Annotated in this window: 9 protein-coding genes and 2 pseudogenes; 7 read left to right on the forward strand and 4 right to left on the reverse strand. The window is 60.3% G+C overall.

The annotated features are described in order from the left end of the window. Window positions 1-81 precede the first annotated feature (81 nt). Complete coding sequence (locus tag NN5_RS24985) at window positions 82-879, reverse strand: cyclic nucleotide-binding domain-containing protein (protein WP_013833469.1); 798 nt, start codon at window positions 877-879, stop codon at window positions 82-84. A 263-nt stretch (window positions 880-1142) separates the two neighbouring features. Between NN5_RS24985 and NN5_RS06035 the strand changes: the two are divergent. The 5 genes and pseudogenes from NN5_RS06035 (at window position 1143) to ftsH (NN5_RS06055) (ending at window position 5644) form a co-directional block, all read left to right on the forward strand. Then, a pseudogene (locus NN5_RS06035) lies at window positions 1143-2360 on the forward strand (methionine adenosyltransferase). Window positions 2361-2467: 107 nt separating this feature from the next. After that, complete coding sequence (locus tag NN5_RS06040; RefSeq protein WP_051010067.1) at window positions 2468-3094, forward strand: Spy/CpxP family protein refolding chaperone; 627 nt, start codon at window positions 2468-2470, stop codon at window positions 3092-3094. 2 nt (window positions 3095-3096) lie between these two features. Next, on the forward strand, window positions 3097-3429 hold the full coding sequence (locus tag NN5_RS06045) for a YHS domain-containing protein (protein ID WP_013833465.1): 333 nt from the start codon (window positions 3097-3099) through the stop codon (window positions 3427-3429). Beyond that, a complete protein-coding gene (locus NN5_RS06050; RefSeq protein ID WP_051010066.1) occupies window positions 3419-3706 on the forward strand; it encodes a DUF5676 family membrane protein in 288 nt (95 codons plus the stop codon). Before NN5_RS06045 ends, NN5_RS06050 begins: the two co-directional genes overlap by 11 nt. Before the next feature lie 24 nt (window positions 3707-3730). Next, complete coding sequence (ftsH, locus tag NN5_RS06055) at window positions 3731-5644, forward strand: ATP-dependent zinc metalloprotease FtsH (RefSeq protein WP_013833464.1); 1914 nt, start codon at window positions 3731-3733, stop codon at window positions 5642-5644. Between the two features lie 84 nt (window positions 5645-5728). On the opposite strand, the pseudogene NN5_RS26790 reads toward ftsH (NN5_RS06055), so the two are convergent. The 3 genes and pseudogenes from NN5_RS26790 to ftsH (NN5_RS06065) form a co-directional block, all read right to left on the reverse strand. Then, a pseudogene (locus NN5_RS26790) lies at window positions 5729-6013 on the reverse strand (transposase); the annotation flags it as partial. A 532-nt stretch (window positions 6014-6545) separates the two neighbouring features. After that, a complete protein-coding gene (locus NN5_RS06060) occupies window positions 6546-8402 on the reverse strand; it encodes an oleate hydratase (RefSeq protein WP_245656269.1) in 1857 nt (618 codons plus the stop codon). Between the two features lie 381 nt (window positions 8403-8783). Next, window positions 8784-10592 carry an ATP-dependent zinc metalloprotease FtsH gene (gene ftsH / locus NN5_RS06065; protein WP_013833462.1) on the reverse strand — a complete coding sequence of 603 codons (1809 nt, stop codon included), beginning with the start codon at window positions 10590-10592 and terminating at the stop codon, window positions 8784-8786. Between the two features lie 629 nt (window positions 10593-11221). Here ftsH (NN5_RS06065) and NN5_RS06070 point away from each other — a divergent pair. Both NN5_RS06070 and pgm read left to right on the forward strand, forming a co-directional pair. After that, window positions 11222-12484 carry an MgtC/SapB family protein gene (locus tag NN5_RS06070; protein ID WP_013833461.1) on the forward strand — a complete coding sequence of 421 codons (1263 nt, stop codon included), beginning with the start codon at window positions 11222-11224 and terminating at the stop codon, window positions 12482-12484. A gap of 245 nt (window positions 12485-12729) precedes the next feature. Then, a complete protein-coding gene (pgm, locus tag NN5_RS06075; protein WP_013833460.1) occupies window positions 12730-14391 on the forward strand; it encodes a phosphoglucomutase (alpha-D-glucose-1,6-bisphosphate-dependent) in 1662 nt (553 codons plus the stop codon). Window positions 14392-15003: the final 612 nt, after the last annotated feature.

Below are 15003 nucleotides of genomic sequence, written 5' to 3' on the forward strand. Positions count from 1 at the left end.
TCGGTTCCTATATCTGGCGATCCCCGGTTCGAGTCCAAACCACTTTCGAATTCTTCACAAGCAGTCGGCGGACGCTGATCTTTATCGGCGCGCGTTTCCCTCATCGACAATGGTGATGAAAAACACAAAGGGCGAACCCTTTCCGCCCGCGACCACCTCATTTTCGCCTGCGACGAGCGGTGCCAAATCCGAGCCAAAATGCTCGCCGATAGGCCGGCCATTGACCAGCGTTCCCAACGTGCTGCGAAGGTCGCGGACGTGGTAATGCCCGTCATGATGGATGATCGCGAAATGGTTGCGAGACAATCTCAACGGAACCTCGTCCTCAAGCTCGAGGTTCAATGCCCGTGGCGGCGCCTGTTCTCCCGGCAAAGCCGCCCTCCCGACCAGGAAAGGAACCGCGTCAATACACAGCGGATCGGGCAACTGCCGGCGCAAACCCCGGGAGTCGGCCGCCAGCATGACGTTCTGCACCACAAGGGATTCGCCAAGGCTATTCCTGGCCGACGGCGGCTGCTGCCTCTGCTCATCTTCGACGAAGCGATCTTCCAGATCGTGGAGTCGATGGCAAAGTCGTTCAATCAAGGTTCGCGCGTTTTCGGGGGAGCGGCTGATACGATCGAGGAATTCGGCCGAGCCGATGAACTCGACTTCGCCGTCCGTGACGGCACGCGCTGTCGCGCTGCGCCGAGCTCGTTTTTCAACAACGCTCATCTCGCCGAGGACCTGGCCGCTGTGGATGGCTCCAAGAACAATTTCCACACCGTCCCGCCGACGCAGAATTTCGACGCTTCCGCTGCGGACGTGCAGAACGCCTTCAACGGCGTCACCTTCACTGAAAAGAATGTCGCCTCGTCCGAAACGTCCGGTGCGCGTCATTGTGTCCCCCAATCGTGATCGCCATTGCAAGAAGGAGGCGACCCAGTCGCGGCATTCGCTGTTGGGATGGACGCATAGGGCGTCGAACGATTACAGGTCGCTGGCACACGATCCCGCTGGCGCGGAACGCAATTGGGCATGGACATGCACAGGAAATGTTGCGCCAGGCTCGCTCAAGCCCGTAAGGATCTGTGGCTGGTGCAGATCAACCAGGATCCGGAGCGCGTTTTTCGAGGCCACAAAGCTCGCAAAGAGGTGACATCATGCGGATCGATCTCACGCCATTGACCGAGCCCAGCGGTGACTTGCTCCCCGTCGAGATCGTCGAACGCAATGGCGCCGGTCATCCCGATTCGATCTGCGACCATCTGACCGAAGCGCTAAGCAGGGAGCTCACGCACCGCTACCTTGACACATTCGGTCGCATCCTGCACTACAACGTCGACAAGGCACTGCTCTGGGACGGCTGCTCCGAACCCGCATTCGGCGGCGGGCGGATCACGCAGCCGATGGAAATATTTCTGGCGGGACGCGCGATCAGCCAGTGCGGTGAGTAAGGTCTCCCACTTGAGGATATCGTTCGTGAGGTCGCGGAGGCATGGTTTAGTAACCATATTCCACTGTTTGAACCGGCTTCGCACTTGCGGACGCACTGCCTCGTCCGTCCGGGTTCGAGCGATTTGAGCGCGCTCTTCGACCGCAGTGCAACCAATGCCTCGCCTCTTGCCAACGACACTTCGATCGGCGTCGGCTATGCGCCACTCAGCAGGCTCGAGAAGGTCGTGCTCGCCGCCGAGCATGAACTCGGACGTATGGCCACACAATGCCATCCGGAAATCGGCCGGGACATCAAGATTATGGCATTGCGGCACAGGGAACAGGTCCGCCTCACCGTCGCCTGCGCCTTCGTCGATCGCTACATTGACGGCCTGCCCACCTATTTGCGCGCAAAGAATCTGGTCGCCGCCACCGTCGGCCAGATCGCCGAAGATCATCAGCTGCCCGCCGTTGTCGCGGTCAACACCGCCAACGACCCGGACGTCATGAGCCTTTACCTCACGGTTCTCGGCACATCGGCCGAAAGCGGTGACGACGGGCAGGCCGGGCGCGGCAATCGCGTGAATGGACTGATCACGCCCTTCCGGCCGATGACAATGGAATCGGTTCCCGGCAAGAACGCCATCTCGCATGTTGGCAAGCTGTACAATATCGCCGCCGGCCTCATTGCCGAGCGGGTCGCGCGACTGGACGGAGTTGGCGAAGCGCATTGCTTGCTCGTCAGCGGCATCGGTGGGGCCCTCAGCGAACCTCAAACGGCAACCGTACGCCTCCGACCGACGCATGCCGCCAACTGCGAGGACTATCGGGACGCTATCGCGGCGATCGTCGAGAATGAACTGTTCGGTCTCTCGACGGCAAGTGCCGATCTTGTCTCAGGAAGGCTGCGTATAGGCGACTGGCCCCTGCGCCGGGACAACTGATTCAGGGACGCTGCCCTAATTTTGCGTCCGATCGAAAGTTCGACTGTAATCTCCGACCCCATGAAACGTCGGATGAATGACGCAAGTCGATTGCAAGGAGATCATCTATGAACGGATTCGGACGAGTGAGCATTGGTGCCATGGCGTTGGCTATGTTGGCCGCGTCGCCTGCCGTGGTGCAAGCGCAGGATACACATTCCGGGCACCATCCGGTCGACGCGCCGGCGGCCACGCCACAGCCTTCCACTCAACCGCCCGCCCAGCCAGACACCATGAAGGGCATGGCTGGCATGGGCGGCAAGGAAATGCCGATGAAGGGCGAAATGATGGATGGCATGCCAATGTGCAGGATGATGGGTGAAGGCATGAACATGACTGCCCATGTCGAGCAGCGTCTGGGTGCGGTCCGGAGCGAGCTCAACATCACGTCCGCCCAGTCGCAAGCGTGGGACGCCTATGCCAGCGCGCTGCGCGGTGTCGCCGCCAATATGGAGAATATGCGCGCCTCAATGATGGCGGGACATCAAGGGAACGCAACCATGTCGCCGATCGCGCGGCTAGACCGTCACGAGCATATGCTCGAAGCCATGCGCGACAACATTCGCACGCTGCGTCCCGCGCTCGAAAGACTCTATGCGGGGTTGTCCACCGAGCAGAAACAAAAGGCCGACACCCTGCTTAGCCCGCAAGGCATGATGCAGCAGATGCCAATGAGCGAAAAAATGCGGAGATAGCGATGACCACAACCCTCTATCTGCTCTTCTGGGCAGCCCTGTTCTTCGTGATGATGCGGTTCGGGTGTGGCGCCCATATCATAGGGCACGGAGGTCATGGCCATCATGGCTCTCATGAAGGATCGGGCGACAGACTGCAGGAGCCGGGAACGGCGATTGATCCGGTGTGCGGGATGACGGTCGCTACGCCTGGAGCAAAGAGCAGCATTTATCGGGGCAAGGCCTATTATTTCTGCTCGGCGGACTGCCGGGACAAGTTCGAAGCCGCACCGCAGGAATTTGCTGGCGAAGCGCCCGCAAGGACAGTTCAAGGAGCGCATCACCATGGCGCATGATGCTCGACGGCCCGGTCCGGCCTTGATCCCGGTTTTCGCCTTCGGCTTCGCCCTCAGCCTGTTCCTCGTCTTCTCCTACGTCCTGTGCGTAATCGGCTATCTGTTATTCCCCGGAAGCTTGATCAATCATTCGGCGCTCGCGATCTTTTTGCCCGGATTCGAGCTCCTGAGCTGGCGCACTTTCTTCCTGGGTTTCGCCGAAAGCTTCGCCTGGGGCTGGTATGTCGCTCTTGTTTTCGGACCGCTGTACAATTTTCTGGCCTCCTGGCGCAGGTAACTTCTCTTGGAAAAGGACCGGAACATGGAACAGGGGGACAGAAAACGGAAAGGCTTGTCGCAGCTCGATATCGTGTACATCATCGTGGCATTTTTGCTGCTCGTGATCCTGCAGAATTACTGGACGAGTTCTGGCCACCTGAAGACAATCCCGTTCAGCGAATTCCAAGCGCTCGTCGAGAAAAACGCGATCACCGACGTCGTGGTGGGCCCAACGACGATAACCGGCGCGTACAAGACTGCTGGTCAAGAGGCCAAAAGCAAAGGCAAAGGGGCAGCCGAGACACAGCATTTCTCCACGATCCGCGTCGATCCTGCGATCGCCGATGAACTCCAAAAGCGCGGTATCACCTACCGAGGCGAAGAGCCGCCTGGATTTCTGTCGAACCTTCTTTCGTGGATTCTGCCCACGGCGCTGTTGATTCTGGCGTGGATGTTCCTGCTGCGCCCGATGGCTTCGGGAGGCCATGGCGGCCTGATGGGCATTGGTCGCAGCCGCGCCAAGGTTTACTCGGAAGAGAATGTCAAAGCGACCTTCGCCGACGTGGCCGGCGTTGATGAGGCCAAGCAGGAGCTTTCCGAGGTCATCGGCTTCCTGCGCGATCCCGAGAAATATGGTCGGCTCGGTGCCCGCATCCCCAAGGGCGTGCTGCTCGTGGGACCGCCGGGCACAGGCAAGACGCTGCTCGCACGCGCCGTCGCCGGCGAGGCGCATGTGCCCTTCTTCTCGATCACAGGCTCGGAATTCGTCGAGATGTTCGTGGGCGTGGGTGCGGCCCGCGTGCGCGACCTATTCGCGCAGGCGCGCAAGCAGGCCCCGGCGATCCTGTTCATCGACGAGCTCGACGCGCTTGGCCGGGCACGGGGGATCGACCTGCCTGGCGGGGGGCATGAGGAGAAGGAACAGACACTCAATCAGCTTCTCGCCGAGATGGACGGCTTCGACCCGAGCGCCGGAATCATTGTTCTTGCGGCAACTAACCGCCCTGAAGTTCTCGATCCGGCACTGCTTCGTGCGGGCCGGTTCGACCGTCAGGTGCTGGTCGATCGTCCGGACCGCAAGGGACGCGCCGAAATTCTTCGCGTGCACATGATGCGGATTCGCGTCGAAGCCGATCTCGACATCGACACCGTTGCGGGCCTTACACCGGGCTTTACTGGCGCCGATCTTGCCAATCTGGTCAACGAGGCGGCGGTCGTCGCCACCAGACGCGGCGCGGAGGCGACAACCCTTGAGGATTTCACACAAGCCTTCGAGCGTTTGGTCGCCGGCATTGAAAAGAAGAGCCGGGTGCTCAGTCCACGCGAGCGTGAGACTGTCGCACATCATGAGATGGGGCACGCGCTGGTCGCAATGAGCCTGCCGGGCACCGACCCCGTCCAGAAGGTCTCGATCATTCCACGCGGTATCGCCGCGCTCGGCTATACGCTGCAGCGGCCCATGGAGGATCGGTTCCTCGCCAGCCGCAGTGAACTCATGAACCGCATGGCGGCTTTGCTTGGCGGACGAGCGGCAGAGGATCTCATCTATCAGGACGTGTCCACAGGGGCCGCCGACGACTTGCAGCGTGCGACCGACATCGCCCGCAGCATGGTGGTGCGTTTCGGTATGACGCCTGAACTGGGTCAGGTCGCCTATGAACCGGAGCCCGGAAGCTTCCTTGTCGGCCAGACGCCGCTCTGGCGGCCGAAGAGCTACGGCGACGGCACCGCGGAGGCCATCGACGAAGCTGTCAGAAAGCTGATCGACGAAGCCTTCACCATCGCACACGACGTCCTCAAGGGCAACCGGGCGCTTCTGGAAGAGAGCGCGAAGGATCTACTGGAGCATGAGACGCTCGGATCCGCGGAACTCGAACATTTGAAGGAGGGGTTGCAGGCGGCCGCGATGGCGGGTCGGAGAACGCGGCCGTCGCTCAATGCCGAGCCAGTCAAGTGATCTGCCTATCACGTGGCGCCGAGCGACGGCGGGCGCGTAGGGCCTGGCGCATCCATTAGGGGTGAAGATGAACACCCCCTCGAAATCGAGGCTGATCCCTGCAAATTGGCGCAACAGCGGTGTTTCCCACAACGCTTCTTCCATCGCCGGGTCGGACAGCCCAAACCATTGCTGCATAAAATGGATCTTCAGCATAGACCGCAACGGGTATGGACGACGCCCCCGGCCAGCCACCGGATAATGCGGGACGATCAACTGCTCGAACCGATCCCACGGAACAACTCCCGTCATCTGATCCAGAAACATCGCCCGCCGCGTCTGTTTGCGTGGCCGTGATATGCCAACTTCTGAAAAACGACCCTGCTCCATCCGGCCCTCCAGTTGCGAAGGGAATCACATCATCATTGTCGCAGCAAGGCCAACTTGTTCAGAGGCTCCCGAAATAGCCAGCAACGGTCCTGACTATGACTTCAGCGGAGGCCGCGCGCCGCCTTTCGGTCCACGGGCCAAACTTTTTGGATGCGAAGCCCTCGATCGGGCTGGACGTGATGGAGGAACATTGAGCGGAGCGCGGCGCCAACGTCGCGCTCCGCGATGTCGCCAATCTGGGGCGCCAGCTTCTGGCAGTGTCACGCTGCAAAGCGACGCTGGCGGATACGCTCGCCATCTATGAACAGGACATGACGCGCTACGGCTTCGAAGTCGTCCGCGGCGCCGCCCGAAAGGGCGCAATGGTCATCGGCTATGACCCGGTTCTCGAATCTTCGATTGTTGCGGAGGGATTTAGTGGGGGTGGAAAGGCGCGGGCCGACGATCGTCGAATGGGCGAATCGGCAACACGAAGAAACGTCGCGTATACGATGAACCGGATGCGCGACGATTATTCAGCAACAGACCTGCCTCATGAGGCCCTTTTTCGCAGATATTCCGCGATATCGGCCACCTTGGCCCCGACGGTTTTCAGGAAGCCGTCGCCCATCTTCATCAGCTTCTCGAACTCTTGCTCGAAATGGCCGTCTTTTTTTGCCTCGGCTTCGGGAAGCGGAGGCAAAATATGGGCGAAGTAGGTGTTGTCGAGCAGCCGGTGCAGCAACCGTTCGCCCAGGAACGGCTGGTTGTTGTTCAGCGCACGGGCGCCCTTCAGCATGTTGCGGATGTCGTATTGCGTCGGGTTGAGGTCGGGCACCTGCTTCGGAATGTTCACCAGCGTGTAGACGGCAACGCGCGCGGTGCGGACCGAGCTTTCCATCGTGAAAACGATGTCGTTGCGGGTTTCGACGAACTGCCCCAGCAGGCCGAGGTTGGTGCAACCTTCCGGCACGACATGCGGCCGGTCACCGGCGGCACGCGGCATGAACTCGGCCGTGATGTAGGGCATCAGCGCGAGGCGAACCTTGGTATTCGCGGCAATCTCTTCCAGCCGATCGACAATGCCGAGGTGATAACAAAGCTCGGCCAGAACCTCCTTGCCGGTGCATTGCGGCATCGGCTTCTTCACATAGTCGCCGTTCTTGTCCATGAAGAGACCATAGACCCAGAGAACCAGCGTGTCGGAAGGCTGGGTGGGGAAATGGGGTTGGCGGTTGCAGGTCATGCTCAAGAGCCATGCGCTGTCGGTGAAGGTGATGATCCCGCCTGTCACGGTACGTCCCGAATAGGGATCGTTGACCGAAAGCTCGTTGAGTCTTTCAACGAAGGGCGACGGCTTGCAGGTCAGCGTGGCCGATTCCCACATCGACCGGTCGGTGTCGCAATAGAATTTTTCGGGCTTGCCGAAAACGGGCGAGGTCTTCGCAAGGTTCTTCCAGAGAACCCAGTCGCTGTCTTCCCCGGGCTCGACCTTGCCGCGCTGCAAATTCGGAGGGGTCTCGAGATCGCCGTAAGCGGTGCCTTCCGTCAGCGAACCGGTGATCGCGAAAACGAGATCGCGTGCATCGACATCTGTCACCTCTTCAACGCCCTCGCGCGTCCGGCATACTAGACCCGTCACCGTCTTCTTATCGCCCACAATCTCAAGCCTGAGATTGCGAACCTGCACATCGTAACGGACCTTGACGCCCTTGTCGCGCAGCATCTTGGATAGCGGACGGACGAAACTGTCGAACTGGTCGTATTTCGGGAAGACCAGGGTCGACATATCGGCAAAGCCATCGACCGCATCCAGGAAGCGATGGAGGTAGAGCTTCATTTCCAGCACGCTATGCCAGTTCTGGAAGGCAAACATCGTGCGCCAGAACATCCAGAAATTGCTGGCAAGGAAACCCTTCGAGAAATACTGCTCGACCGTAACGTCGTTGAGCTCTTCCTTGCGCTTCAGGAGGAGACGCATCACCTCCAGCTGCTCGGATTTGCTGAGGCCAAAATTCGAGAAGTCCTTGATCTGGCCCTGCTTATGGATCAGCCGTGCCTTCGACCAGTTTGGATCGGCATCGTTGACCATACGGTATTCGTCGAGCACCGAATATCCTTCGGGCAGCTCCAGCGCCGGAACATCCTGGAAAATGTCCCAAAAATTATCGTAGTTCCAGTTCATCTCGCGACCGCCGCGAATGATGAAACCGTCCTCCGCATTGCCCGCGCCATCGAGCGAACCGCCCTCGACGGGGAGATTTTCGAAGATGGTGATGTTTTCAGGCGGCATGTGTGCATCGCGGATCAGGTAAAAAGCGGCGGCCAGGCCAGCAATACCGGTGCCGACGATATAGGCCTTGCGGGTTTCGATGCCGGGCGTGGGGAGCGGCTTGTTACGCTGATACATGCCGATCATATCGAAGGGCGGACGCGTATTTTCAGGTGTATGATGCCAATAGCTTCCTGCAGCATCCGGCTCGAATTCAAAGCCCTCGGGAGCAATGACTGGGGCTTTCAGTCCGGGGAAATGCTCTGTGCTCATTGTCTCAATCTCTTCTTCACGACGTACAGAATTTTGGGAACAGCTAAGGCAGATGGCTCTGCTCACCCATTTGAAGCAGAAACTCCCAGGGTGCGCTCTTTGAAGCAATTTTGATCCCGCTGCGACAGCTGTATCAAGCGCCAAGACGGAACAAGATAATGTCTTGGATTCGGCGACTTATCCCCTCGCATTGATCCGCTGCCTTGCCCCGAAGAGGCGGTGTCCTGCTTACCTGGCACTTCTGGATCAGCCGATCCATTCCGGTGTCGGCCCTGGTTCCAACATGCGATCAAGAGCAAAATCTGTTGCGGGATTTCTCAGTAGCCATCGGATCTCCTCGCCGGAAAGGGTTTCGTGCTCGATCAGCGCCTCGGCCAGCTGCCGAAGCTGGTCCCTGTGGTCGGTGAGCAGTTTGCGGGCTCGGGATTCGCCTTCCTCGACGATGCGCCGGGTCTCCTCATCGATCATGCTTGCGGTCGTTTCGGAAATGGCAGCGTGACCGTGTGGGAAAACTTCCTCGTCACTGCCAATGTAGCGCAGCGGGCCGAGCCGGTCGCTGAAACCGAACTCGGTGACCATGCGCCGCGCGAGGACGGTGGCCTGGCGGATGTCGTCACTGGCGCCCGTGGTAATCCTGTCCTTCCCGAAGGTGAGTTCTTCCGCGACGCGCCCGCCGAACATCATGGCAATCTTCGCCTCCAGTTCCACGCGGGCAAGGCCGTAACGGTCGCGCTCCGGAAGCGATATCGTGACGCCAAGGGCACGACCGCGCGGAATGACCGTCACCTTGTACAACGGATCATGGCCGGGGACATGCAGAGCGACCAAGGCGTGTCCTGCCTCGTGATAGGCTGTCGTGAGTATTTCATCGGCGGTCATCGCCAGGGAGCGTCGCTCGGCGCCAAGCAGAACCTTGTCCCGCGCCGCCTCCAGTTCGGCTGTAGAGACGCGTTCAGCGCCGGACCGGGCCGCGAGCAGCGCGGCTTCGTTGACCAGGTTGGCAAGGTCCGCTCCGGAAAAGCCCGGGGTTGCCCGCGCCATGACACGCGCGTCCACATCCGGCGCCAAAGGAACGTGCCGCAAGTGAACACGCAGAATTTTTTCGCGGCCACCGACGTCAGGAGCAGGCACCACCACCTGGCGATCGAAGCGCCCGGGCCGTAGCAATGCGGGATCCAGGACGTCCGGGCGGTTTGTGGCGGCGACGACAATGACGCCCTGGTCACCGGCAAATCCGTCCATTTCGACAAGCAGCTGATTGAGCGTCTGATCGCGCTCGTCGTTACCGCCCCCCACGCCAGCGCTCCGGTGTCGTCCGACAGAATCGATCTCGTCGATAAAGACGACGCAAGGTGCGTTCTTTTTCGCCTGAGCGAACAAATCCCGCACGCGGCGCGCTCCAACGCCCACGAACATTTCAACGAACGCAGAGCCGGACATCGAGAAAAAGGGCACGCCTGCTTCACCCGCCATTGCCCGTGCGAGCAGGGTCTTTCCGGTCCCAGGCGGCCCGCTGAGCAGGCAACCTTTGGGTATCTTTCCACCAAGCCGCTGGAATCTCTCCGGTCGCTTCAGAAACTCGACGATTTCGCTTAACTCGAACTCCGCCTCATCGATGCCGGCAACGTCCTTGAAAGTCACAGGCGGCGCGTCGGTTTCGACTTGCTTCGCTTGGGATTGTCGGATGCCGAATGCCCCGCCTCCGCTCTTGGCCTGACGCTTCCGGGACCAGATCGCGAAACCCGCAATCGCCACGAGCGGAAGAAGCGGCAGAAAGAACAACCACAACCAGCCGGCTGAGGACAGCCCGGTCTTGCTCTGCGCGGCGGTTATTCTTACGCGGTGATCGAGCAGCCGTGGTACGAGGCCGGCGTCCTGCGGGGTGGTCGTTTGGAAACGCTTTCCGTCAGCCAGCACACCCTTGACCATACTGTCGGAGATCACGACCTCGCGAACGTCGTTCCTGTCGATGCGAGCGATGAAGTCCGAATAGGCGATCTCGAGATCGGGCTCGACCTTTGCCGCGGAGGTATCGGCACCATTACTACTTGCCATGGCCGTGCTCCAACCGGCATCTGTGATGGCCTGTGACCGCGCCTCGGGGACATGAGCAAGAGTTGCCATGAGCAGGGCAATACCAACGCCAACTCCTGAAACTGTCAGTCTCGGCATAATGTCTGTTCCCATCCAGGCTGAACGAACACGCCTCGCGAACATAATCATGACGCGCGGGTCGCACGCGGCTTACAGTTCGCGAGGAAGCGTCAGATCACGTGGATCGATGAAATCGGCATGGGAGCCTTATGATTCGACGCTGCAATGTTCGCTGCGGCATCTACCAGGCGGGAGCAGCTGAACAGTGCGGTGCCCAGTCCCCCAACGAATTAACCTCCAGCGAGTCGACAAAGTCACGAACGATCAAAAGCTCGTTCAACCGACTTCGTACATCGATTTGCCTGTTGGTGATCCGGAGCACAAACACGCCGACATTCCGAGAAACAAGTCTTCGCCCGCTGCGAGCCCTCGATCCCGCAGCTCTGCCGATACCGCTGATGTGCGGAACGAGGCCGACCCTTCTGTAAGGCCGCCGCTTCGCCTACGTCCTGCACCTTGAGATTGCTCTTTGTCTGACCGGCGGAGGCTGATCGGTTGACGGCAATGTTGTTGAGACAAGGGTTCGCGGTATGCCCATCGATAGCCAGTTTGAACGCCTTGCCATCGCGCTTGCAATCGGTCTGCTCTTTGGTCTCGAACGCGGCTGGAGCCTTCGCGAAGTACCTGAAGGAAAGCGCGCGGCCGGTCTCAGAACCTATGGTCTTTCCGGCTTGCTCGGAGGTATCAGTGCTCTTGTCGCGTCCACCGCAGGAGCGATTTTTCTCAGCTTTGCATTCCTGACGTTCGGACTGATCACGGCCGCTTTCCAATATCTAGAAGCGCGAACCGAACAAGGCTTCAGTGTTACCGGCACTGTTGCCGGACTCCTGGCGTTCCTGCTCGGAGCCTATGCAGTTCTGGGCGAGATGTCGGTGGCAATTGCATCGGCAGCGGCGGCGACGGCCATGCTCGCATTCAAGCAGCCTCTTCATGCGTGGCTGAAAATGCTCACCTGGCCGGAGATCCGTGCATTCGTCATTCTCGTCGTGATGACCGCTCTCATTGCGCCCATTTTGCCCGACAAGGCGATCGATCCATGGAACGCGATCAATCCGACCGAGATTTGGCGATTCACGATCCTCCTCGCCGCCGTTTCCTTTCTTGGCTATTTCGCGATCCGCATTTTCGGCGAGCGAGCCGGCCTGATCGTATCCGCACTTGCCGGCGGCCTGGCGTCATCGACCGCTGCCGCTTTGACTTTCGCGAAGATGGCAAGGGCCCATCCGGACGCCTGCTGGCTCCTTTCGGGCGCTACGCTGATGAGCTGTGCCGTCATGATGGCGCGTGTGATCGTCGTCGTCGGAATCGCCAATCCGTCGCTGCTCGGCCTCATCATGCTGCCGCTGGCGATTTCGGGCTCTGTCATCTTGATCCTGGGCGCCATCTTTATTTTACGCGCCGGCAAGCGCAACATGGAGCGGCCGCAAATTGCCATGACCAGCCCGCTGGAACTGGGCACGGCCTTGAAGCTTGCCGGACTCATTGCCGGGGTCATGCTGGTCTCGAAACTTGCGGCGCAGTTCTCCGGTCCCGCCGGCGTATTCGGGCTGTCTGCGATTTCCGGATTGGCCGATGTCGATGCGATCAGTCTGTCCTTGTCCCAATTGTCCAAAGGGGCGCTCGATCCGCAGATTGCCGCGATCGGCATCGGCTTGGCGGTCACGGCGAATACATTGACCAAATCCCTATTGGGCGCACTGACGGGTTCGCCGAAGCATGGACTCATCGTGGGCGCAGGAAGCGCGGTGGCGCTCATCACAGCCGGGGGAGCCCTTTTTCTGACGATTGGCTGACGTCCGCCATGAGTGCTAATGGCCGAATATATAGCCGCAGGGTGGCGCATCATGGCTTTTGCCGAAAGAACGTGAGGCTTCGCTGTAAGAACTCGTGCAACACCACGTCCTTGCGGATGTCATTTCCCTTGATCCCGAAACGACGCGCGCATGCAGACAAGACCAGGCGTCGCCAACTGGATAGCCAAATCCGGCCGGTTGAACCAAGATCCGGGCGAAGCATCGATTCCGGAGGATGATGGAGCATGACTGACGCGCATCCCGACGCAGGCAAACGGCTCGATCCATCGCAGCTCGTCGATGTCGAGGGACTGATCCGTGCTTATCATGACCTAGCCCCTGATCCTGGCAACGCCGGCCAGCGTGTCACGTTCGGCACTTCCGGCCACCGCGGCTCGGCGCTCGAATGCAGGTTCAACGAGGCGCATATTCTGGCGATTGCCCAAGCGGTCTGCCTTCACCGTGCAAGGACCGGCATAGACGGTCCTTTGTTCCTGGGGGTCGACACGCACGCATTGTCGGGACCGGCGGCAAGGACAGCAATCGAGGTATTCGCAGCGAATGAGGTGGCCGTCGTGACCGACGCGCGCGACGGCTTTACGCCGACGCCAGTCATCTCTCACGCGATTCTCTCTTACAATCGCGGACGCACGAGCGGCCTTGCCGATGGCGTCGTGATAACCCCTTCACACAATCCGCCGGAGGATGGCGGCTTCAAGTACAATCCGCCGCATGGCGGACCCTCGGAGCCGGAAGTGGCCGGCAATATCGAGCGCCTCGCCAACGCGCTACTCGACCCCAAGCTAGGCGGCGTGCGCCGCATGTCCTACGAGCGGGCCTATCGTTCATCCGCATTGTCACGGCAGGATTTCCGTTCGGCCTACGTCGACGATCTTGCCAACGTCCTCGACTTCGAGGCGATCAGCGCCTCGAGCCTGCGAATTGGCATCGACCCCCTCGGCGGCAGCTCCGTCGACTACTGGCCTGCCATCATCGAGCTCTATCGGCTCGACGCTTGCCTGGTCAGCGGCACCGTCGATCCGAGCTTCGGGTTCATGCCCGCCGATCGCGATGGCCGCATCAGAATGGATTGCTCTTCGCCCTATGCGATGGCGCAGCTACTCGATCTCAAGGACCGATTCGACATATCCGTGGGCAACGATCCGGATGCCGATCGGCACGGTATTGTTACAGCCTCGCAGGGGTTGATGCCTCCGAACGACTATCTCGCCGCTTGCGTTGCCTATCTGTTCATGAACCGGCCTCAGTGGCCGCGCGACGCCGGGATCGGAAAAACGATGGTAACGAGCGCGCTTATCGATCGGCTTGCCGCGCATCTCGATCGCCCCCTGGTCGAAACGCCGGTCGGGTTCAGATGGTTCGTCGACGCCATGCTCGAAGGCAAGCTCGGCTTTGCGGGTGAGGAAAGCGCCGGAGCGACCCTGCTGCGCAAGAACGGCTCGGTATGGACAACCGACAAGGATGGAATCGCGCTCGGCCTGCTTGCTGCGGAGATCATGGCGAAGACGGGCCGCGATCCCACTGCGCTCTACGCCGAGGTGACCACCACGATTGGAAAGCCGTTCTACCGGCGTACCGACGCTCCGGCGACGAGACGCGAGAAAGAGCAGCTCAGGCAGCTGACGCCGCACTGTTTCGAGGCCGGACAATTGGCTGGCGAAGCCGTGATCGCCATCGAAAGCGCCGCGCCATCGAGCGGCGCTCCCTTGGGCGGCGTGCGCGTACGAAGCGCGAACGGCTGGTTCGCGGCGCGGCCTTCGGGAACGGAGGATATCTACAAGATCTACGCGGAAAGCTTCCGGAGCCTCGACCATCTCGATCAGATCGAGAGTGAAGCAAAGGCGATGATCGGTGCCGCGCTTGCAGAAGCGGCCGTGCGCCACTGACGAAGTCGAAGGAAGAGAAGAATCGTGTGAATGCCGGCGCCGCGTTCGCCAGCACCAACAATGAAAGCTGGTCCATGTCATCCCGAGCAACGGTAATCAGCGCGCCGAGAAGATCCCTGCCGGAGGCGCTATACGATGCCATCACGATGGAACTCTTCGGCATCCTCCAGTCTGGCCCCCTCCGGCCAGGGCTGGTTCAACTGGTTTCCAAGGTTCCGGATCCGGACTGTAAGTTTCATGCCGCCAGTGCGTCTTGAACCATATCCCCTCAGGGAGGGAGCCACTAATGGAGGTATTCATGACGAGCCGAGTGAAACAGAACGAGGCGCCTGACAAGAATACGGAGTCGTCGGGATGCTGCTGCGGCAACAAGCGGGCGGCAAGTCCCGCAGATACCGGCGCACAAGACCCAGGAGCCACAGAAGACGCGGCAACGAAGCACTCACAAGGGTGCAAATCGACCGGATGATTTTGTAGGCTGAACACGTGTGGCGCAGCACTTTGTGCGCCGCACCACTCTGTTCGAGGGGTCGCACGCCCCCTTTGGCCCCTCGAACACCTGTGGCCATGCTGAACACCGCCGGCCAGCCACACCAACAACGGAGCCTTGCC

It is taken from the genome of Novosphingobium naphthalenivorans NBRC 102051, assembly GCF_001590985.1.
GTDB classification, from domain to species: Bacteria; Pseudomonadota; Alphaproteobacteria; order Sphingomonadales; family Sphingomonadaceae; genus Novosphingobium; species Novosphingobium naphthalenivorans.